The organism is Embleya sp. NBC_00896 (genome assembly GCF_045207785.1).
In the GTDB taxonomy this organism is placed as follows: Bacteria; Actinomycetota; Actinomycetes; order Streptomycetales; family Streptomycetaceae; genus Embleya.
This window is the reverse complement of the sequence record NZ_CP108777.1, coordinates 2,878,778-2,898,798: the sequence shown is the minus strand read 5'-3', so window position 1 is coordinate 2,898,798 and position 20,021 is coordinate 2,878,778. Positions and strand designations below refer to the sequence as shown.

Genomic DNA, 20,021 nt, shown 5'->3' with positions numbered 1-20,021 from the left:
TTCAACCCCGGCGATGGAGGCGTCCGCGGTCAGGTCGGTCGCCCACTGCGCGTCGTCGACACGACGGACGACGAAGCGCAGCCGGCGAGTCCACACCGACCAGGGACAAGTCCACCACGCCCCGTTTCGCGGCCTCCGCGATCAGGCCCTCCAACAGGGCCTCGAAGACACCGGCGTCACGCCACTGCCGAATCGGAAGCCTCGGAACACCGACACAGCAGGCCATCGACTTCATCCACTTCGCTTCCCACACCGTTGCGGCTTCCGGGACGAACGACGCGACCGGATCCCGCTCGTAGCCGAGGTGTTCCGTCATCTCCGCGTCCAGGGCCCGCTCCGGGATCGCCCGGGTGATCTCGGTCAACAGGCCGCCCTCGCCCAGCAGGGCCGCCCCCGAGGCGTCCGCGCGGGCCATCAACCGCTCGACGACCTCGTCCACCATCGCGTCCGTGACCGCGGGCGGACCACCGGTGGTCCGCGGGTTTTCGATCTTGTTCCAGGGGGGTCAGCCGCATGGCCGGGGCCGTCCTTTCGGCGAGGTCGCGGGCGTGCTGTGGTGGATCGGGTTCAGGTGTGGTCGGGCAGAGACACGCCGTGTTCTTCGGCGAGCCGTTCGAGGGATTCCAGGCGGGCCTGCCAGACCTCTATGCCGTACCCGTCCCGGTCCCGGCGCGCCTGGGCGAGGTTGTCGTGGGCCTCTTGGAGGCCGCCGGTCAGTTCGTGGACGAATTCCCCCATGGGGTACCTCCTGTGTGGACGGGGCGCATTCGGGTGCGAGGACGACCCGATGGGCGCGGAGTGGGTTTGGGCGTGTTTTCCGGTCATGGGGCTGGGGGGACGAGGGCTGCGTGGCGCTGTCGAGGTCCGCGAAGACGGGGATCCGCCAAGGAGGGCAGGTTCTCGACGACGGGCCCGGACAGTCCTCGGGGTCGCACAGGGCGAGGCGGCGGCCGTGCGGGGCAAGGCGTTTGGCGGCGTCCGTGAGTGCCGCTCGGCCCTCGGTGCTCCAGCGGACCACGTGGCCGACGTCCACGACGACCGCGTCGAGGCCGCCGGTGGTCAGCGTCCATCCCACCGCCCCGCCGAACCTGTCGAAGTCGTCCGCGGTCAGGGTTCCGGACAGGAACAGGATGCCCACGGGGCCGCGGACCTCGAAACGCCACTGCATGGGCACGGTCGTCTCCTCGCCGTCGATGTGCGGACCATCGGGCGCGGGTCCGATGGTCGGGGCGGGGCGCGGATGCCCTGCCGGTCTCGGGTCCGAAACGCGTCCGTCACCTCCCCCATCATGCTGACGTATGACGCAGTTGCCAATCTTATCAATTGCCAATCTATGGTCTTGCTCGTGTCGATGGTCTCGCGGTGGTGGGGCTGTCGGCCGAGGTGGTCGATGCGGGCCCGTGAGGTGGTGTGGATGGAACGTCGAACCATCGTCGGATCGGGCGCGCCGTGGCGGTCGCGGCCTCGGTTCGACGATCGCGTCGCGCCGCACTGGTCCGCGAGTCGTCCGCCGGTGGCCCTCCCGTGTCGGGATTCCGCTCACTCCGACACGGGAACGGCCGCCCTCCGGATCCCGATTCGCCACGGGGCCGGCGGTCGAGGGCTTGGGGAGCCGCGTTGAGTCTGCTGCATGTGTCGGTGCCGGGGTGTCCATGGTGGTCTCGGGGCTGGTGACGGTGGCCGCCGCGGTGTACGGGGCCGCGTATGCCGGTGGTGGGCACGCCGGCAACGACCTGCGACCGCGAGCCGCCCCATCGGCCCACCCGACCCCACCACACAGCCACTTGCTAAAGTAGTCAATTGTTCAATCCGCGCGGAAGCATACGCCGCGAGGCCCGGCCCCGCACCGGGCGCCGGCACGAGGCGCGAAGATCGTCCCCATGACCGAGTACAGACGCGAGGACCATCCGTGGTTGTCACAGACACATCCGAGCGGCCCGGCCGCCACGCGGCGATCGCCGTGGTCGCACGCCCCTCGCACCGTGAACCCCGGGAAGGACGTGGAGCGGTGAGCACCCCCCTATACGAGCTGAAGGCCGAGTTCTTCAAGACGCTCGGCCACCCGGCCCGCATCCGCGTGCTGGAACTGCTCAGCGAACGCGAGTACGCCGTCGCCGAGATGCTCCCCGAGGTCGGCATCGAAGCCTCTCGCCTGTCGCAGCAACTGGCCGTGCTGCGCCGCGCGAACCTGGTGGCGGTCAGCCGCCGGGAAGGATCGACGGTCTACTACACGCTCACCAGCCCCCGGGTGGCCGAACTGCTCGTGGTCGCCCGCGGCATCCTGACCGGGCTGCTCACCGATCAGGTGGGCCTCCTCAAGGACCTGCGCGCGACCGCGCCCCAGGTTTCCCCCAGGACGCCCCGGGACTGAGCCGCATCGCATCCGGTGCCGCCCCACCCGCACGACGGCCCCGGAACGAACGCCCCGGCCACGGCCGTGCGCGGCATCGGCACGGCGTACCTTCCAGGAGCGAGGATCCGCACCATGAACGACCGGCGGCAGGCAGTCCACACCGCGCGGAAGGCACCGCCCCCCGCAGCCGAAGGGCGGATCCCCCGACGGCTCGCGCTCCTTCCCGGCCGCAGCGACCTGCGCACGATGCGGCGCGCCCCCGGACGGGACCTGGTCGCGGGCCTGACCGTCGCCGTGGTCGCGCTGCCGCTGGCGCTGGCGTTCGGCGTCGCGTCGGGGCTGGGTGCCCAGGCCGGGCTGATCACCGCGATCGTGGCCGGCGCGCTGGCTGCGGTCTTCGGCGGATCCAACCTCCAGGTGTCGGGGCCCACCGGGGCGATGACCGTCGTCCTGGTCCCGGTAGTCGCCACCCACGGCACCAACGGCGTCCTGATGGTCGGCCTCCTCGCCGGGCTGATCCTCGTCCTGCTGGCCGTGCTGCGGCTCGGGCGCCTCGCCGCGTTCCTGCCGGCCCCCGTCATCGAGGGCTTCACCGCCGGCATCGCCGTGGTCATAGCCCTCCAACAGATCCCCGCCGCGCTGGGTATAGCCCACGCCGAGGGCGACAAGGTCTGGCAGAGCGCCGCCGACGCCGGCTCCCGCTGGCTCGACCACCCCACCGCCGCCGCGCCGGTCACGGCCCTGGTGGTGGCCGCTGTCATGCTCGCGGGGGCGAGGTGGCGCCCGGCGATCCCCTTCTCCCTGGTCGCCGTCGCCGCAGCCACCGCCCTGGCGTGGTCCACGGACCTGCCACTGACCCCGATCGGGGAACTCCCCGCAGGGCTGCCCGCACCCTCGCTGGGGTTCCTGGACACCTCCCTGTTGCTCACCCTGCTGCCCTCCGCGGCGGCGGTCGCGGCGCTGGCCGCGCTGGAGAGCCTGCTCTCGGCGACCGTCGCCGACGGGATGACGGTGGGGCAACGGCACGACCCCGACCGGGAGCTGTTCGGCCAGGGCGTGGCCAACCTCGCCGTACCGCTGTTCGGCGGCGTCCCCGCCACCGCGGCCATCGCCCGCACCGCCGTCAACGTCCGCGCCGGCGCCACCTCACGCCTGGCCGCCCTGACCCACGCCGTCGCGCTCGCCGTCATCGTGTTCACCGCCGCCTCCCTCGTGGCCCACATCCCGCTGGCCGCCCTGGCGGGGGTCCTCCTGGCCACCTGCGTGCGCATGGTCGAGGTCTCCGCGCTGCGCGCCCTGGCCCGCTCCACCCGCGCCGACGCCCTCGTCCTGGCCCTGACCTTCCTCGTCACCATCGCCCTCGACCTGGTCACCGCAGTCGCGGTAGGCATCGGCCTCGCCGTCGTCCTGGCCCTGCTCTCCGTCGCCCGCACCGCCCGCCTCGAACAGGTCCCCCTGGACACGGGCGACCACACCGCCGAGGAACGCGCCCTGATTGAAGCGCACATCGTGGCCTACCGCCTCGACGGACCCCTGTTCTTCGCCGCCGCCCACCGCTTCCTCCTCGAACTGTCCGAGGTCACCGATGTGCGGGTCGTCATCCTGCGCATGTCCCGCGTCACCACCATGGACGCCACCGGCGCCGGCGTCCTGGGCGACGCCATCGACAAGCTCGAACAACGCGGCATCGCCGTCCTGCTCTCCGGGATCAAACCCGCCCACGACGACATCCTCGCCACCCTGAGGGTGGCCGACCACCTGCGCCGCGACCATCGGATCCTCCCCGACACCCCCGCCGCCATCGCACACGCGCGAACCCTCCTCGGGCAACCCCACCACCGGCCCGCCCCGCTCGACGCCGACCCGCTCGGCCCCCTCCCCCAGACGCTCCCGTGTTGAGCCGCGACTCCTCCGGACGCGACCGCCCGGGCGCCAACCCCGCCTTCAGTGTCCGCATCCACGTCCCCCCGAACGCCGCCGACATCGTCGAGAGCGTCCTCGCCGACGCCCCCGGCGCCGTGTCGCGGCGCATCGACGAACACCCCGACGCCATGGGCGCCTTCCGCATCACCCTGGACGCCGACGGCCCCCGCACCCTCGCCTGGCTCACCGACGCCCTGACCCACCGCCTGGGCGCGGACCTCCTGCACACCCAGGACCCCGTCTTCACCACCGCCTCCACCGGCAAACTCACCCTGCGCGTCTGCGCGCCCACCACCACCGGACTCGACGTCGCCCTCATGGACGCCGACGCCGACCGTCGCGTCGTCTCCCACCTGGCGCAACACCCCGAACACACCGACCGCTACACCGGACGCGGCCACCGCGTCGCCCTCGTCAGCGACGCCAGCGCCGTCCTCGGTTTCGAGGCCCTGCCCCCCGACGCCGTCCTCCCCGCCCTGGAATCCCAGGCCGTCCACCTGCGCCGCGCCACCGGACTCGACGTCTTCCCGCTGCCCCTGGCCGCCCCCCGTGTCGAGGACATCGCGCAGGCCGTGCGCCTGCTCGCCCCCGGCTTCAGCGCCGTCGTCCTCATGCACACCCGCTTCGACCGCGTCACCACCACCCGCTCCGTCCTCGGTCCCACTCCGCCGGTCCTCCTTTTGGACGCCGTCAACGACGGCCTCGCCGTCGCCATCGCCGCAGCCACCGTCAACGCCCTCGTCAACCGCGGCGTGAACCCGCTGAGCGCCCGCGTCGTCGTGGTCGACCCCGCAGCCGGTGGCGACCTGGCCGGACTCCTGATCGCCTCCGGCATCGGCGATCTGACCCTGTTCGACCCCTTCGCGCACCGCGCCGACGCGCTGCGCGACGTCGCCGAGGACACCGACCTGATCGTCGACCTCACCGCATTCGCGACCCCGCCCCCGGGCGTCCCCGTCCTGCGCACCCGCCCCGACACCCCGCCCGCCTTCCCCGCGACCACCACCGGACCCCGCCCCCTGCACGCCCTCCCCGGACTCCTCACCGCCGCCACCACCACCCGACGACCCGTCACCATGCACGCCCGCGTGGCCGCCGCACACGCCCTGATCGAGAACACCCCCCGCAACGCCCTCCTACCCCCCACCGACCAACCCGGCCTCACCGCCGCCGTCGCCGCAGCCGCCGCACGCGTCCTCGACACCGACCCCACCTGAGCCCCGACCGACCCGCACGGCCCCCGCCCCCGTCCGGACACGTCGCACCGGCGCGGGCGGGCCGGCATCCCGCGCACCCGCGGGGCCGCACGGCCCTCGCTCCAGCAAGCACGAGATCTCCCATGGCCGAGGCCTACATCGTCGACGCGGTTCGCACACCGGTCGGCCGCAAGGAGGGCGGCCTGGCCGGGGTGCACCCGGCCGACCTGGGCGCCCACGTCATCAAGGCCCTGGTCGAGCGCAGCGGGATCGAGGCGGCGATGTCCTCGACGCAATTCGGCCTTGCTCGGACTCGAAGGGCTGGGTCGCGCGTTACGGCTATCAGCCGGTCGACCAGTTCCTGGGCGCCGAACTGATCGCGAGGAAGTCGGACATATCCCGCGAGGAGATGGAGCATTTCGCGCTCGCGTCGCACGCCCCGGGCGATCCACGCGATCGACAGCGGCCGGTTCGAGCGCGAGATCGCGCCCCGTCGACGTGGACGGCGCCCTCGTCTCGGTCGACGAGGCGCCCCGACGGGACACCACCGCGGGGAGGATGGCGATGCTGCGGCCGTGGACCCGGGGGGCGCCATCACCGCCGCCGTCGCGTCGCAGATCTCCGACGACGCCGCCGCGCTGCTGATCGTCTCCGAACGCGCCCTGAAGCAGTACCTCCTCACCCCGCGCGCCCGCATCCACCACATGAGCGTGCGCGGCGCGTCCCCCACCGAGATGCTCTCCGCCCCGATCCCCGCCACCGAGTACGCGTTCGCGAAGTCCGGCCTGACCGTCGACGACATCGACGCGGTCGAGATCAACGAGGCCTTCGCCCCGGTCGTGCTGTCCTGGATGAAGGACATCAAGGCCCCGCACGAGAAGGTCAACCCCAACGGCGGCGCGATCGCCCTGGGCCACCCCCTCGGCGCGACCGGCGCCCGCCTGATGACCACCCTCCTCCACCACCTGGAGCGCACCGGCGGCCGCTACGGCCTCCAGACCATGTGCGAAGGCGGCGGCCAGGCCAACGTCACCATCATCGAACGCCTGGGCTGACCCACCGCCCGGAACCCGACGAGCCCAACACGCTCCACCGAACCGATGGATTGACGACCTGACGAGTTGCCAAGAATTGCAATTCGTTGGATGATGACAATGGCATGCACTGGGATGGCCGCCCGACGGGCCATGAGGGCCGTTCGGCTCCGGGGCACTGCCGTCGACCGTGTCAGTCGGGCGCACGGTCGACGCCCACGCCCCTTTCGGGCGCGGACCCGGGCACGTCGACACCGCGCCGGGTCCGGACGGAGACAACGGCCGCGCCGAAGGGGGCAGACTCGATGACGGCTTCGCCCTACACGACCCAGGCGCACTTCTTTCGCGTCCTGGGCCATCCGGTGCGCGTTCGCGTCCTGGAAGCCCTCGGTGAGCACCCCATGGCCGCACGCGAGCTGCTGTCCGCAGTCGGCGTCCCGTCGACCTGTCTGTCCCGCCAGTTGGCGATCCTGCGGCGCCTGGGCGTCGTGCGCTCGGCACTTCACGGATCGACGGTGGTGTACGCCCTGCGGGGGCGCGACCTCCCGGCCCTGATGCGGGCCGCCGACAGCGTCAGGGCCGCCCTCCCCGCAGGACCGGGGGTGGGACCCGACGATCGTGCCCGGGCCCGAACCCACCTCCTGGCGAACGCCGCACCCAAGCAGCCGACACACCGCACACCGCCCCGCGCGAGCCGGGTCGGCCCCGCGTGAGCAGGCGTCGCCGGCGCCCGCCCTGGCGATGACGAACATCGACCGACGGCCCGAACGACCCGCACCGGACGAAGGAGAACGCAGATGCGCTTCGAGATCACCCGCCCTCACATCGACGGCACGAGCAGCGTCGACACCGTCGAGGACGCCGCGAGCGTCGCGGTCCTGGTGCGCGAGGCGGCCGCCGTCGGACAGACCCTCCACATCCGCCCCCGGCGTCGCCAGCCCGAACCGGCACAGACCGCAATTCCCACGCGACCGATGACCAAGACACGCTGAAGCCGGGCCGCGGCCGGCGCCTCGACCTCACGGACCCGACCGACACGACGCTCACCCGCGCTCCCCACCCGACACCGCGCCGCCGCCGGCGGCGCCCCGGATCCCGAGCGACCGGATCGGAGACTCGCCATGCGCCCCGACGACACGAACGCCGAACGCCCCACCCCGCCCCGCCCCGCCGGGGGACGGCAGACCCAGAAGGAGATGGAACGCGGCATCATCGTCTGGCTCCTCGTGTTCACCTTCGGGACACACCTCATCGGCGGCGGAATCTGGCTGTACATCCACTTCAGCGGTCGCGGCTGACCACGACCCTCCGCCCCACGCCGGCCCCGACACGCCACAGCCCCCGTGCCGTGCCGGGGCCGGGTCGCGCCCCCTCGACCGTCCGCTTCCTTCCACCCGGTGCCCTTCCGGCGCCGAGATCGACCGTTCCCATCCGCGAGGAGCCATGCCCATGGGCAACCCCGTCATCGTCGAGGCCGTTCGGCCCCCGATCGGCAAACGCAACGGCGACCTCGCCGGCCTGCACCCGGTACACCTGCTCGCCCAAGCCCAACGCGGAGTCCTCCAAGGGACCGCCATCGACCGCCGCGTCGTGGACCAGGTCATCGACTGCGCGCAGATCTCCGACGGCGCCGCCGCCGTCGGAGATCTGCGACGGCGCCGCCGCCGTCCTGATCATGGACGAGGACCGCGCCCATGCCCTCGGTCTGCAACCCCGCGCCCGCATCGTTTCCCAGTGCCTGGTCGGATCGGACCCGTACTACCATCTGGACGGTCCGAACGACGCCACCGAGCGCCTCCTCGCCCGCTCCGGCATGAAGATTTCCGACATCGACCTGTTCGAGGTCAACGAGGCGTTCGCCTCCGTCGTCCTGTCCTGGATCCGCACCCAGGGCGCCGACCCCGAACTGGTCAACGTCAACGGCGGCGCCATCGCCCTGGCCACCCGGCCGGATCCAGCGGCGCCCGCCTGCTCACCACCGCTCTGCACGAACTCGAACGCACCGATCGCAGCACCGCACTGATGACCATGTGCGCCGGCGGCGCCAACGCCTCCGGAACCATCATCGAACGCATCTGAGGCACGCCGAACCGGCAGCAGGAAACGCACGGAACCGAACAAGGCAAGGAAAGACCGATGACCGACGCAACCGACACCCCACCGAGCTGCCCCGAGTGCTCCGGCGCCCACACCTACGAGATGGGCACACTGCTGATCTGCCCCGAATGCGGCCACGAGTGGGCACCCGCGGCCGCCGAACCCGCCGCCGACACCCGGGACGCGGCGATCAGGGACGCGGTCGGCAACATTCTCGCCGACGGCGACACGGTGACGGTGATCAAGACCCTGAAGGTCAAGGGCAGCCCCAGCGGGATCAAGGCCGGCACCAAGGTGCGCAACATCCGCCTCACGGCCGGTGTGGACGGCCACGACATCGACTGCAGAATCGACGGATTCGGACCCATGCAGCTCAAGTCCAGCGTCGTCAAGAAGGCCTGACCGCGACGGCTACGCCGGCTCTCGCATTCGCCGAACCACCGCTCAGGCTCGTCCTGATCCAGGGCGAGCCCGGCAGTGACACCGTCGGAACCACGCGGGGACCGAGGTCGAGACCACCGACCAGTTCACGGCCGCCACCGCCCGCCTCGCGGGACCATCAAGGATTCCTGATACTCCCCGCCTCGCCGACGCGGGCCTGATCATCCGCGGGGAAACGACACCACCTGCTGCTATGCCCTCCAGGACAAGGTCAGGTCAGCCGCCCGGCGCCGACCCTCGGGGGGACTGCCACACATTCGCCGTCGACGGCTGTGCGGGCCGTGCCCCGACGCCGATCCGGACCAGCCGGCCGACGCCGTCGCGGTCGATGCTCTCGAACGGCGACACGGCGACGATGCCCCGTTCCAGGTAGGGCCCGAGGAAGGACGCCTCGGCGTCGTCGCGGGACAGGCCCCACCTGGTCTGGGTCAGGTCGTTGGTGCCGAAGGAGAAGAAGTCCGCCGAGCGGGCTATGTCGCCGGCGGTCAGCGCGGCCCTGGGCAGCTCGATCATGGTGCCGATCGGGCAGTGCACGTCGATGCCGGTGTATTCGCGGGTCTCGACAAGCACCCGTTCGATCTCGGTGCGGACGATCCGCAACTCGGCCTCGGTGGCCACCAGCGGGATCATGATTTCCGCGCGAGGATCGCCGCCGGCGCGCACGCGGGCGGCGACGGCCTCGGCGACCGCGCGGACCTGGGTGGCGATCAGGCCGGGTACCGCGAGCGCGAGGCGTACGCCGCGCAGGCCCAGCATCGGGTTCTCCTCGTGGAGCAGTTCGCCGGCCTCGTGCAGGCGCAGGTCGCGGGATTCCGGCGGCTGTCCGAGGACGTGTGCGCGGGCGATCCGGACGGCCGATTCGGTGTGGTCGGGCAGGAATTCGTGCAGGGGTGGGTCGATCAGGCGGATGGTGACCGGCAGTCCGTCCATCGCGGCCAGGATGCGGGTGAAGTCCTCGCGTTGGAGCGGGAGCAGCGCCGCCAGGGCGGCGTCGCGTTCGGCGTCGGTGCGGGCGAGGATCATGTCCTCGACCAGCCGGCGACGGGCACCCAGAAACACACGAGTGCGCAGACGATCCGGAACGCGGCCTCGGGGGTGCGTTGCCCACCCTGGTCTGCATGCAGCACCCACAGCCGGCCGCGTTCGATGGTGAACTCGACGTCGCACAGGTCGCGATAGTGGGCCTCCAGTCGGCGCAGGTGCGCTCGCAATCGGGTGTACGAGTCCGGGTCCAGGCGCTCCAGTTCGTCGAGCGCGAGGGCGTCCCGCACACCCGAGACCACGTCCTCGCCCTGGGCGTCGGGCAGGTAGTCGCCGTAGACACCGGATCGGCCGCTGCCCGGGTCCCGGGTGAAGGCGACTCCCGAGCCCGAGTCCGGCCCCAGGTTGCCGAAGGTCGTCTCGGTTCCGGCGAGGGCATGGCCGGCGGTGTGCTGCTTGAGGCCCAGCGGGTCCAGGGCCCAAACGGCGGCGAGGTCGCGGTCGCTGATCAGGCCGAGCGCCCGGTCCCCGTCGACGACACCGACGTGGTGCAGGTGAGTGGCGATCATCTTGTCCATCGCCGCCCACAGGGTGGTCTCGGAGGTCGCCGAGACCACCGGGCCGTGCATCGCATCGCGCACGGTCGGTTGTGAGGGCTCGTCTCGGCGGTGGCCTGCGTCGTCTCGGTCATGGCGTTACTCCTGTTGTGTGTCGCAACGGGCATGAACGGCGGCTTTCTTCGACGGACGCGGCAGCCACGGTGACTGCCGGGGACCGGACAGGCATTTGCGTGTGGCCGGCCCGAGCGAGCGGGCGCGGGTCCGCGCGACGTGGTCACTGCCCCGATTCCACTCGGTCTCACGCGTCGCACCGAGCAGGATCCGCACGGCCGATCCTGACCCCGCTTGGTATACCTGCCCGGGTGCGACGTGTTCGCGCTTCGTGTTGAGGGTGACGTCACCGCGGCGCCGGCACGGGCAGGTGGGTTCGGTCGTCGACCTCGTCGGGAACGATCGGGGTCTCCCCGAACTCGTGGCGCTCAGTCTTGAGCCAGATGTAGACGGGCAGGCCCAGCAGGACGACGAACATGCCGTAGTAGACGGCCTGGTAGCCGCTTCCGGCCAGGGACCAGAAGGAGAAGACCAGGGCCAGCGCGGAGACACCGCAGTCGCGAATCAGGTGCGGCCACCGGGTCTGACGACCTCGGGTGACCAGCCAGTAGAGCTGTGCGGCGGCACTGAAGATGTAGGGAACGACCGCTGTGAGCACGGACAGCAGCACCAGTGTGGTGAAGACCTTGTCGAAGCGGGTGTAACTGACCACGGTCAGGACCGAGGCGAGCGCCGTGGAGGCGACGATGCCGAACGCGGGTATCCCCCGCCGGGTTCGCGCGAACGCCGCGGGAAACAAGCGGTCCTTGGCCGCGGCCATCGGCATTTCCGCGACGATCATGGTCCAGCCGATCAGCGCGCCGAGCCCGGAGACGATCGCGGCGATCGCGACGGTGTCGCCGGCCCACTCGCCGCCGAAGATCGCGTTGGCCGAGTCGGTGAAGGGCGCGCTGGACTTTTGCAGGGCGGCGTTGGAGACGGTGCCGAAGACGGTCAACGTTCCCAGGATGTAGACGAGGGCGCAGCCGATGGTGCCCAGAACGGTAGCTCGGGCGACGTTGCGTTCGGGGTCGCGCACCCGACCGGCGGCCACGGTTGCGGTCTCGATGCCGAGGTAGCTGAACAACGCGATGGCCGCGGCGGCGGATATGGCGGAACCGGCGGAGGTGCCGCTCGCGTTGAAGGGGCCGAAGTTGTGTGCCTTGATGAACAGCAGCCCGATCGTGGCCATGAACAGCAGCGGAACGAATTTCAGGACGGTTGTCACGACTTGGGTGATCGCCATGTTGCGGAGGCCGGACAGGTTGACGACTGCCGGCAGCCACAGGCCGACGAGCGCGAGGGCGATCGACCAGACTTTGGTGTGGTCCGTGTTCCAGAACACCTCCACGTATCCCACCCAGGCCACCACGATCGCGGCGTTTCCGACCCAGGCCGTGATCCAGTAGGACCACGCGTTGAGGAAACCGCCGAACTCGCCGAAGGCGTCCCGCGCGTACAAGTAGGGCCCACCTGAGCCGGGGACGCGTTTGGACAGCGCGCCGAACGTGACGGCGAGGGCCAGGGCGCCGATCGTCACCAGGACGAACGCGACCAGGCTGATCGGCCCGTACGGGGCCAACGCGGTCGGCAGTGCGAAGACACCCGTTCCGATCACCGAGCCGATGACCAGGGCGGTGGCGGTCGGCAATCCGAACCGGTGCCCGGCCGGTGCCCCCGGTGCGGATTCGACTGGGGCGTTCTCTGTGACATCCGTACTCATGTGTAGATCCCCGCTTCCCTTGTTTGTTGCCGGCGTCGAGTCGCTGTCGTCGACGGCGATTGCCTCTCGCACGCTCGACAAGAGGAGGAAGGCCCTTGAGGGCCGCGCACATCCTCGGATGCGCGCCCTCACCCTGCGGCCTCGGCCGTTTCGCGGACAGGGTCGTTGGACCCGGGACCGGTGGGCCGTGTTGCCCAGGTCCCTTGAGAACGCGCCGCGAGCTCAGAGCCGCCGTTCGCGTGATCCCGCTCGTCGAGGCGGTCGTCGGTCGGAGTGCGAAGGCCGAGTTGGAGGCCCGCTACCAGCCGTCGACCGACGTTCCGCGCATCGGCGGTGACTGGTACGACCTGATCCGGCTACCCGACCACGTCCCGTGTCTGATGGTCGGCGATGTGATGGGACACGGCATCGAAGCGGCCACCGCGATGAGCCAGATCAGCAACATCCTGCGCGTCGTCGCCTTCGACGGGAAGGAACCGCCCAGCCGGATCCTCCACCGCCTCGACGTGGTCCTGCACGCACTCCACGGCGGCCCGATGGCCACCGTCGTCGCCGCCCGCATCACCGCCGACGACCGCTGTGAGACCGTCAGCTCTTTGATCGGCGTGGTCGGCCGACCGCAGGACCGGGTGGGGCTTCGTCCCAACACGGCCTCTCGGGCGTGCGTGCTCGCCACCGTCGTTCCCCAAGACCTTGTCGGGGCTGCCGGCGAGCCTCGTCGCACAGGCCGAACGGCCCACATCGGCAAGGCCGGATGGTCACCGAGGCCGGGCCGGGCGCCTCTCCTCGGCGATTCGGCCCTGCACGAAGATCAGAGCAGAGGGCGCGGGGCCGTCCGCACGGCACGGGTACTGCGGAAATCCGTAGGAAACTCCCGCATTATCAAGGAGGTTCGATGGCGTTCAACGTACAGTCGGAGACCGGGCGGCTCAGGCAGGTCATCCTGCACCGACCGGACCTGGAGCTGAAGCGGCTGACTCCGACCAACAAGGACGAACTCCTCTTCGACGACGTCCTGTGGGTCAAGCGGGCGCGCGAGGAACACGACGCCTTCGCCGACGCGCTGCGCGATCGCGGGGTGACCGTCCACTTGTTCGCGGACCTGCTCAGGGAGACCGTCGACGGCGAACCGGCCGCCCGGGAGATGATCTTGGAACGAGTGTTCGACGAGCGTGCGTACGGGCTGCTCGCGGTCGACGAGCTACGCGCCCTGTTCGAGGGCTTCGACCCGGAGACGCTGGTGCGGCACCTGATCGGCGGGATCACCAAACGCGAGACGCTGGAGTACATCCGGGAGCCGCAGAGCGTCGCGTTGCACACGATGGGCCCGGACGACTTCGTCGTCGCCCCGCTGCCCAACCACCTGTTCACCCGCGACACGTCGGCGTGGGTGTACGACGGCGTCGCGATCAACGCGATGCGGATGTCCGCCCGCCGCCGCGAGACGGTGCACTTCGAGGCGATCTACAACCACCACCCGATATTTGCCAAGGACGACTTCAACGTCTGGAGCCCCGGCCAGTCCGAGTACCCCGCGACGATGGAGGGCGGCGACGTCCTGGTCATCGGCAACGGCGCGGTCCTGGTGGGGATGAGCGAGCGCACCACGCCGATGGGTGTGGAGTCCCTGGCCCGCTCGTTGTTCGCCAAGGGCTCGGCGCGCAAAGTCGTCGCCCTGTCGATGCCCAAGGCCCGTGCGTTCATGCACCTTGACACGGTCATGACCATGCTCAGCGGGGACACGTTCACGAAGTACGCCGGCATGGGCATGCTCCCCTCGTACACCATCGAACCGGGCGACTCCGACGAGGAACTCAAGGTCACCGACCACCCGGCCGAGGACATGCACACCGCGATCGCCGGCGCGCTCGGGTTGGACAGCGTCAACGTGCTCACCGCGACCCAGGACGTCCGCTCCGCCGAGCGAGAGCAATGGGACGACGGGTGCAACGTGCTCGCGGTCGAGCCCGGTGTGGTCTTCGCCTACGAACGCAACGTCACCACCAATACGTTCCTGCGCAAGAACGGCATCGAGGTCGTCACCATCCGCGGCAGCGAACTCGGCCGCGGCCGCGGCGGACCACGCTGCATGAGCTGTCCCATCGAGCGCGAGGCCGCCCTCTGAAAACTCGTCGGGATCACCGAGAGGGAGACAGTGCGGCACGGCGGGACAGTCACGGACACGAGCACTGGAGCACCCCAAGGCGTGTCCCGGCGTGAACGCACGGGTTCTTTCAGGAGCGAAGTCGGATCTCGAAAGGATCGAACCGAGCATCGGCTTCTCGCACCCGTTTCCGTCCTGGAGAGATCGACGCCGGTGTCGTGAAAATACCGATCCCGCCCGTCTCGCCGTCCTGTGGGCGGCCGACGAGGCACGAACCGTCGTGGACTCATGGCGCGGCCGGTGCACGCTTTGACCGCCGCTCGGCGCCGATCCCGACCCGCCCGGGCCGGCGCCCTGTTCACCCAGGCCGGCGTCACCGCCGCCCGGACACTGGGCGACCTCGTGGCCACGACCGCGTTGCTGCACTCCCAGCCGCTGCCGATCGGGGCCTCCGTCGCGGTGATCGGGAACGCGGGAGGAGCGGGCGTACTCGCCGCCGACGCGTGCGTGGACGCCGGACTCGCCGTGCCGCGGTTCGGCCCCGGCCTCGAGGCCCGACTGCGCGCGCTGCTGCCGGCCGGCGCGTCCTGCGCCAACCCCGTCGACACCACCGCCACCGCCACCGTCGACGGCGACGGCGACGGCGACGGCCTGCGCGCGTGTATCGACACCGTCGTCGCCGCGGGCCACGTGGACGCCGTCGTGCTCGCACTGGCCCCCACCGCACTCGGTGACCCCCTGGAGGACATCCTCCAAGGCCCGGCGGTGCGCGCACGCCCGGTCGTGGTGGTAGCCCCCGAATGTGCGGCGGCCGTGGACCTGTTGGCGGCCGAGGGTGGCACCCTGCCGGTCTACACGACCCGACGGCGTCAGCGTCGTCGACGCCCGAGTCCGCCTCGCGCCGCGCACGCACCACGACCCCTACCTCCGACGCCTGCGCTGAAGCAGATCCGAATTCACCGTGACGGCGGCTCACGCCACCCACCGCGCCGCCGCGGCGGCGACGACGGGTACCGAGCCATCCGAGCACGACCGCAACGCGATCACCGTGGCCATCGACGGTTCACAGCAAAGCAATCAAGCCCTCGACTGGGCCGTCAGGGAGACCGCCCGACGTGACGTCCCATTGCGGACGGAATGCCGTGCGCGGCTTGTCATGCACGAGGTGGGAGGAGTGTCCCCGGCAACAACGAGGGAACCCTTCGTTCTGCCGGTCAACTATGTGCTCGACGGGGCCGACGTGGTCTTTCGTACGGCGGTGGACTCTCCGTCGGCGGGTCTGGACGGCCCTGTGGCCTTGGAGGTGGACGAGTTGATTCGCGCGGCCCGTCCGGCGTGGAGCGTCCTGATCGTCGGCGACGCAACGTGGGTCGCCGATCCCGTGGAGATCGCCCGACTTTCCGAGGACGGTCTTCGGCCATCGCCCGAGGGCGAGCACGACGCCTGGATTCGAATCCGCCCGCGACGAATCAGCGGCCGCAGGCTCCACCCGTGTCGTGGGGCGCGCCCCCGCCGCCCGCGACTCCTGAGGACAACCGCACTGCGCTGCCGCCGATTCACCTGCTCGTTCCCGATCGAAGCCTGCCTCGGGCGGGGCAGCACGAACACTGCCTCCCAGACCCGCGGTCGCCCTGGACATCGACGACTGCCTGTTCGAGGAGCCACCGATTCCTGGGTCTCACGGGTCCGATATCGGCGTGGCCACCGATGAGGATTCTCGCGGCAGCGGGACCTGCCATTCCAGGACGGCACCACGGTCCGAGGCGGGGCCGAACGAGCAGGTTCCGCCGAGGGCTTCGGCGCGTTCGCGCATGTTGACCAGGCCGCTGTGGCGAACGATCTCCGCAGGGGGTCCCGCTCCGTCGTCGGCCACGCGCAGCCGAACGCGCTCGGTGTCCGCCTCGACGTGTACCTCGACCCGACTCGCGTGCGCGTGGCGCGCGGCATTCGCCAATGCCTCGCGCAATACCGCCACGACGTGATCGGCGACCGATTCCGGCACGAGCGTGTCCAGCAGCCCGTCGACCCGCAACGTCGGGGCGAAGCCCAGCGCCTCGACCGTCGCGTCCACCTCGCGCAGGCAGCGGGAGCGCAAGGCGGTGCTCTGATCTCGGCCGCGGGCCTTGAGCGAAAAAATCGTGGAACGGATGACCTTGATCGTCTCGTCGAGCGCGTCGACCGCCGACTCCACCCGGTCCAGAGCCTCCGGATGGTCGATGAAACGTGTCGCGCTCTGCAGAGTCATCCCCGTCGCGAACAATCGCTGGATCGCCAGGTCGTGCAGGTCCCTGGCGATGCGGTCGCGGTCCTGGAGGACGGTCAACAGTTCCGCGTCGCTGCGCCGTTCGGCGATCTCCAGGGCCAGTGCCGCGTGGTCGGCGAAACCCGTGACCATCCGCACCACCGCTTCCGACAACTGCGGTCGTCCGGTGCGGTTGGCGATCTGCAACACGCCGCGGATGCGGTCGGGCGTGCCCAGCGGCAGCAGGAACGCCGAACCCAGGTCGAAGTCCATCGATTTGGCGACGACCGCGCGCGGATCGTCGCGCAGGTCGGTGCTGTTGATCGCCTCGCCGGAATCGAAGACCTTGCCCATCAGGGTGCCGGTGCCGGCGAGTATCAGCCCGCGTACCCGGTCCGCCGAGTCACCCTCCGCCGCCTCGACCACCAGGTTCCCGGTGCCGGCGACGGGAACGGCCAGGGTCACCAGGTCGGCGTCCGCCATGTCACGGATGGTCGCGGTGAAGGAGCGCAGGACGTCGGCGGGGGCGTCGCCCGAGAGCAGGCTGCGGGTCAGGTCCGAACTCGCGGCCAGCCAGCGCTCGCGGCGGCGGACGTCGTCGTACAGACGCGCGTTGTCGATGGCGACACCGGCCGCCGCGGCGAGCGTGCGCAGCACCGCCTCGTCGTCCTCGTCGAAGTCGCCGCCACCGCGTTTCTCGGTGAGGTAGAGATTGCCGAAGACGGCGTCGCGGATGCGAATCGGCACGCCTACGAAGGTGTTCATCGGAGGATGACCCTCGGGGAAGCCGAACGAGTCCGGGTGCTCGGACAGGTCGTGCAAGCGCAGCGGATGGGGGTCGCGAATGATCAACCCCAGGATGCCGCGCCCGGTCGGGAACGGGCCGATCCCCAGAATCGTGTCCGGGTCCATGCCCACGGGCAGGAAGCGGGCCAGTCGTTCCTCGTCGCCGATCACCCCGAGCGCGCCGTACTCGGCGTCCACCAGCGTCACCGCGGACTCGACGATCCGGCGCAGCACGGTCTCCAGATCGAGGTCGCTGCCCACCGCGAGCACCGCCTCCAACAGTCCGCCCACCCGGTCCCGGGTCGCACGCACCACCTCGACATGCGCCTGGAGCTCGTCCAGCAGCTCGTCCAGACGCATGCGTGGCAGAGCCGTTCGCTCGTCCGACGCCACAGGGCCTCCCAGGATCGGTGACCGGGCGGGGCCTTCCCGAGGTCACGCCCATGGTGTCAAACGTGGATACCGGCGTCATTCGTTACCCCGACCCGAACATCGGTGATGTCCCCGCACGCCCGTTTTCAGCCTTGGTGGGCATCCTGTGACAAGGCAGCGCGTGATGGAGCACCACGAGCGTGGTCGGCCTCGACCGCAACGGCACTCTCAACGACGAAGTCAAGCCGCCGGCAGACCGACAGGGCGGCAGCGAGGACGTGAGGGGCCGAACGGCCCTACCGAGTCGGGCCCTTCCAGGGCCGGTTGCCTCTGTGCGACAGGGTGTGCCCGGGAGCAGGCTGGAGGTCGTACCGCCGGTGCCCGGCGTCCACCGTGTCCGGGGCAGGCGGTGCCATCGGCATCATCACCGATCGCGATATCCTGGCGCGTCCGGTCGGACCACGAACCCATCACGACGGCGAGAAGCGCCGTGCAAGCGTGCGTTCGACGCCGCTTTCGAGCTGATTCCCCGAAGGAGCGGCATGCCGACGTCCCCTATCCGAGTCTTCCTGCTCGACGACCACGAAGTGGTGCGCAGAGGGCTCGCGGACCTGCTCGGCGGCGAACCCGACATCGAGATCGTGGGCGAGTCGGATTCGGCCGCCGAGGCGATCCGGCGTATTCCCGCGCTGCGCCCGGACGTGGCGATCCTCGACGGCCGCCTCCCCGACGGCAGCGGCATCGACGTGTGCCGCGAGGTGCGATCGCGCTTTCCCGAGATCAACGCCCTCATTCTGACCTCGTTCGACGACGAGGAAGCGCTGTTCGCGGCGATCATGGCCGGCGCGGCGGGTTACGTCCTCAAGCAGGTTCGGGGGCGCGACCTGATCGAGGCCGTGCGCACCGTCGCCCGGGGACAGTCCCTGTTGGACCCGTCGGTCACCGCGCGGGTCCTGGACCGGGTCCGCAACGGTCCTGCGGCCGAGCCGGGCCCGACCGGACTGAGCGAGCGCGAGAGGGAAGTCCTGGAACACATCGCGCGCGGCGAGACCAACCGGGAGATCGCGAAGGCGCTGGGCCTGGCGGAGAAGACCATCAAAAACTACGTGTCGGCCGTGCTCGCCAAACTCGGACTCGAGCGCCGCGTCCAAGCCGCGGTGTACGCCACGGAACTCCACCACACCGCGGACCGACCGCCTCGATCCTGACGGACCGGCGCACGACGACCTCCCCCGGACGCCGGCGACATGTCCCGCGAGGGCTCACTCGATCAACCCAAGTGAGCGACCTGGATCGAGCACGCCCCAAGCCGCCCCGGTAGACCTGTCGCATGGAACACGGTGTCATCGACCGGTCCTCCCAGAGACGCTTCCTGCGGGCTGCCAGACCGGGGAAGGGACGGTTCCACAAGACGTCGACCATGCTGCGCCGCGCAACGGGGCGAGGTTACCGACGGCGCCCGTCGGAGTACGTCGATCGCTGCGCCGGGCGGCCGGCCTGGCCCCGTTTACCCCCGGCAGGTACCACGGCGCCGCCTGCCCACCTCCTACGAGGTCGGCGTGCGCAACGGACGCGTGCAACCGGGCGACACGGTGGTCGTGGTGGGAGCGCGCCCGATCGGTTCGCCGCGATCACCACAGCCCGCCTGTTCGAACCCTCCCGGCTCGCTCACGACGGACGGACAGGCCGCGTACGTGGCCATCGAAGCCGTCGGAATCCCCGAGTCCTTCGAACTGTGCACCCGCCTGGTCCGCCCCGGCGGACACGTCGCCAACGTCGGCGTCCACGGCAAACCGGCCACCCTGCACCTCGAAGACCTGTGGATCCGCAACCTCACGATTACCACCGGCCTGGTCGACACCACCAGCACACCACTGCTCCTGGACCTGCTCACCGAACGCCGCCTGAACGTCGACGGCATGATCACCCACCGGTTCGGACTCGAGGAAATGCTCACCACGTAAGGCACGTTCGCCCGTACCGGGGACACGGCGCGCTCAAGGTCGCGCTCTTCCGCCGCTGACGTGTGGGAGCGCCGCGGCCACCGGTCCATGCGAGGAGCCGGCGTCCGCAGGTCGACGTTCTTCGACACTCTCGGCGGGCCACCGGCAACCGGGAG

17 protein-coding genes and 5 pseudogenes are annotated in these 20,021 nt (G+C 70.6%); 15 read left to right on the top strand and 7 right to left on the bottom strand.

The window, feature by feature from the left end:
* Position 1: 1 nt before the first annotated feature.
* Positions 2–442: a hypothetical protein gene (locus tag OG928_RS46445; RefSeq protein ID WP_406292154.1), complete on the bottom strand. Its 441-nt coding sequence runs from the start codon at positions 440–442 to the stop codon at positions 2–4.
* Positions 443–567: 125 nt separating this feature from the next.
* Positions 568–738, bottom strand: coding sequence for a hypothetical protein (locus tag OG928_RS46440; protein ID WP_331768052.1), 171 nt, complete (start codon positions 736–738; stop codon positions 568–570).
* 1,270 nt (positions 739–2,008) lie between these two features.
* Here OG928_RS46440 and OG928_RS46435 point away from each other — a divergent pair.
* From OG928_RS46435 to OG928_RS46405, 7 genes and pseudogenes are all read left to right on the top strand, one after another.
* Entirely contained in the window at positions 2,009–2,371 is a 363-nt protein-coding gene (locus OG928_RS46435; protein ID WP_331768051.1) for a metalloregulator ArsR/SmtB family transcription factor, read from the top strand.
* Between the two features lie 228 nt (positions 2,372–2,599).
* Entirely contained in the window at positions 2,600–4,252 is a 1,653-nt protein-coding gene (locus tag OG928_RS46430) for a SulP family inorganic anion transporter (protein ID WP_331768345.1), read from the top strand.
* Complete coding sequence (locus OG928_RS46425; RefSeq protein ID WP_406292003.1) at positions 4,246–5,493, top strand: malic enzyme-like protein; 1,248 nt, start codon at positions 4,246–4,248, stop codon at positions 5,491–5,493. Before OG928_RS46430 ends, OG928_RS46425 begins: the two co-directional genes overlap by 7 nt.
* Positions 5,494–5,615: 122 nt before the next feature.
* Positions 5,616–6,527 (top strand): annotated as a pseudogene (locus OG928_RS46420) (acetyl-CoA C-acyltransferase).
* Between the two features lie 284 nt (positions 6,528–6,811).
* Positions 6,812–7,219 (top strand): winged helix-turn-helix domain-containing protein, encoded by a 408-nt coding sequence (locus tag OG928_RS46415; protein ID WP_331768049.1) that lies wholly within the window; start codon positions 6,812–6,814, stop codon positions 7,217–7,219.
* Between the two features lie 84 nt (positions 7,220–7,303).
* Positions 7,304–7,498, top strand: coding sequence for a hypothetical protein (locus OG928_RS46410; protein WP_331768048.1), 195 nt, complete (start codon positions 7,304–7,306; stop codon positions 7,496–7,498).
* 129 nt (positions 7,499–7,627) lie between these two features.
* Positions 7,628–7,804 (top strand): hypothetical protein, encoded by a 177-nt coding sequence (locus OG928_RS46405; RefSeq protein WP_331768047.1) that lies wholly within the window; start codon positions 7,628–7,630, stop codon positions 7,802–7,804.
* On the opposite strand, the gene OG928_RS46400 is transcribed toward OG928_RS46405, so the two are convergent.
* Positions 7,788–8,183: a hypothetical protein gene (locus OG928_RS46400; protein WP_406292152.1), complete on the bottom strand. Its 396-nt coding sequence runs from the start codon at positions 8,181–8,183 to the stop codon at positions 7,788–7,790. The genes OG928_RS46405 and OG928_RS46400 overlap by 17 nt on opposite strands.
* Here OG928_RS46400 and OG928_RS46395 point away from each other — a divergent pair.
* Positions 8,131–8,585 (top strand): annotated as a pseudogene (locus tag OG928_RS46395) (steroid 3-ketoacyl-CoA thiolase); the annotation flags it as partial. The gene OG928_RS46400 and the pseudogene OG928_RS46395 sit on opposite strands and share 53 nt — an antisense overlap.
* A 57-nt stretch (positions 8,586–8,642) precedes the next feature.
* Positions 8,643–9,005, top strand: coding sequence for a zinc ribbon domain-containing protein YjdM (locus tag OG928_RS46390; protein ID WP_331768046.1), 363 nt, complete (start codon positions 8,643–8,645; stop codon positions 9,003–9,005).
* 327 nt (positions 9,006–9,332) lie between these two features.
* Here the strand turns inward: OG928_RS46390 and OG928_RS46385 are convergent.
* The 3 genes and pseudogenes from OG928_RS46385 to OG928_RS46375 form a co-directional block, all read right to left on the bottom strand.
* Positions 9,333–10,468, bottom strand: a pseudogene (locus OG928_RS46385) (putative PEP-binding protein); the annotation flags it as partial.
* A gap of 54 nt (positions 10,469–10,522) precedes the next feature.
* Positions 10,523–10,654 (bottom strand): annotated as a pseudogene (locus tag OG928_RS46380) (CBS domain-containing protein); the annotation flags it as partial.
* Positions 10,655–10,982: 328 nt separating this feature from the next.
* Complete coding sequence (locus OG928_RS46375; RefSeq protein ID WP_331768045.1) at positions 10,983–12,398, bottom strand: amino acid permease; 1,416 nt, start codon at positions 12,396–12,398, stop codon at positions 10,983–10,985.
* Positions 12,399–12,685: 287 nt separating this feature from the next.
* On the opposite strand from OG928_RS46375, the gene OG928_RS46370 reads away from it, so the two are divergent.
* The 4 genes from OG928_RS46370 (at position 12,686) to OG928_RS46355 (ending at position 16,213) form a co-directional block, all read left to right on the top strand.
* On the top strand, positions 12,686–13,366 hold the full coding sequence (locus OG928_RS46370; RefSeq protein ID WP_406292000.1) for a PP2C family protein-serine/threonine phosphatase: 681 nt from the start codon (positions 12,686–12,688) through the stop codon (positions 13,364–13,366).
* Positions 13,294–14,523 (top strand): arginine deiminase, encoded by a 1,230-nt coding sequence (locus OG928_RS46365; RefSeq protein ID WP_331768043.1) that lies wholly within the window; start codon positions 13,294–13,296, stop codon positions 14,521–14,523. The genes OG928_RS46370 and OG928_RS46365 overlap by 73 nt, the downstream gene beginning before the upstream one ends.
* A 279-nt stretch (positions 14,524–14,802) precedes the next feature.
* On the top strand, positions 14,803–15,621 hold the full coding sequence (locus OG928_RS46360) for a hypothetical protein (RefSeq protein WP_331768042.1): 819 nt from the start codon (positions 14,803–14,805) through the stop codon (positions 15,619–15,621).
* Positions 15,551–16,213, top strand: a complete 663-nt coding sequence (locus OG928_RS46355; protein ID WP_406291998.1) for a pyridoxamine 5'-phosphate oxidase family protein — start codon at positions 15,551–15,553, stop codon at positions 16,211–16,213. Before OG928_RS46360 ends, OG928_RS46355 begins: the two co-directional genes overlap by 71 nt.
* On the opposite strand, the gene OG928_RS46350 is transcribed toward OG928_RS46355, so the two are convergent.
* Positions 16,181–17,890 carry a GAF domain-containing protein gene (locus OG928_RS46350; protein WP_331768041.1) on the bottom strand — a complete coding sequence of 570 codons (1,710 nt, stop codon included), beginning with the start codon at positions 17,888–17,890 and terminating at the stop codon, positions 16,181–16,183. The two genes, OG928_RS46355 and OG928_RS46350, sit on opposite strands and share 33 nt — an antisense overlap.
* Before the next feature lie 554 nt (positions 17,891–18,444).
* On the opposite strand from OG928_RS46350, the gene OG928_RS46345 reads away from it, so the two are divergent.
* Both OG928_RS46345 and OG928_RS46340 read left to right on the top strand, forming a co-directional pair.
* Positions 18,445–19,110, top strand: a complete 666-nt coding sequence (locus OG928_RS46345; RefSeq protein ID WP_331768040.1) for a response regulator transcription factor — start codon at positions 18,445–18,447, stop codon at positions 19,108–19,110.
* A gap of 327 nt (positions 19,111–19,437) precedes the next feature.
* Positions 19,438–19,866, top strand: a pseudogene (locus OG928_RS46340) (zinc-binding dehydrogenase); the annotation flags it as partial.
* Positions 19,867–20,021 lie beyond the last annotated feature (155 nt).

Coding starts and splice junctions, on each gene's coding strand:
- OG928_RS46390 (WP_331768046.1), top strand. CDS start 8,643: ATGACCGACGCAACCGACACCCCACCGAGCTGCCCCGAGTGCTCCGGC.
- OG928_RS46405 (WP_331768047.1), top strand. CDS start 7,628: ATGCGCCCCGACGACACGAACGCCGAACGCCCCACCCCGCCCCGCCCC.
- OG928_RS46410 (WP_331768048.1), top strand. CDS start 7,304: ATGCGCTTCGAGATCACCCGCCCTCACATCGACGGCACGAGCAGCGTC.
- OG928_RS46350 (WP_331768041.1), bottom strand. CDS start 17,890: ATGCGTCTGGACGAGCTGCTGGACGAGCTCCAGGCGCATGTCGAGGTG.
- OG928_RS46400 (WP_406292152.1), bottom strand. CDS start 8,183: ATGATCAGGACGGCGGCGGCGCCGTCGCAGATCTCCGACGGCGGCGGC.
- OG928_RS46345 (WP_331768040.1), top strand. CDS start 18,445: ATGCCGACGTCCCCTATCCGAGTCTTCCTGCTCGACGACCACGAAGTG.
- OG928_RS46375 (WP_331768045.1), bottom strand. CDS start 12,398: ATGAGTACGGATGTCACAGAGAACGCCCCAGTCGAATCCGCACCGGGG.
- OG928_RS46445 (WP_406292154.1), bottom strand. CDS start 442: ATGGTGGACGAGGTCGTCGAGCGGTTGATGGCCCGCGCGGACGCCTCG.
- OG928_RS46415 (WP_331768049.1), top strand. CDS start 6,812: ATGACGGCTTCGCCCTACACGACCCAGGCGCACTTCTTTCGCGTCCTG.
- OG928_RS46440 (WP_331768052.1), bottom strand. CDS start 738: ATGGGGGAATTCGTCCACGAACTGACCGGCGGCCTCCAAGAGGCCCAC.
- OG928_RS46365 (WP_331768043.1), top strand. CDS start 13,294: ATGGCGTTCAACGTACAGTCGGAGACCGGGCGGCTCAGGCAGGTCATC.
- OG928_RS46430 (WP_331768345.1), top strand. CDS start 2,600: ATGCGGCGCGCCCCCGGACGGGACCTGGTCGCGGGCCTGACCGTCGCC.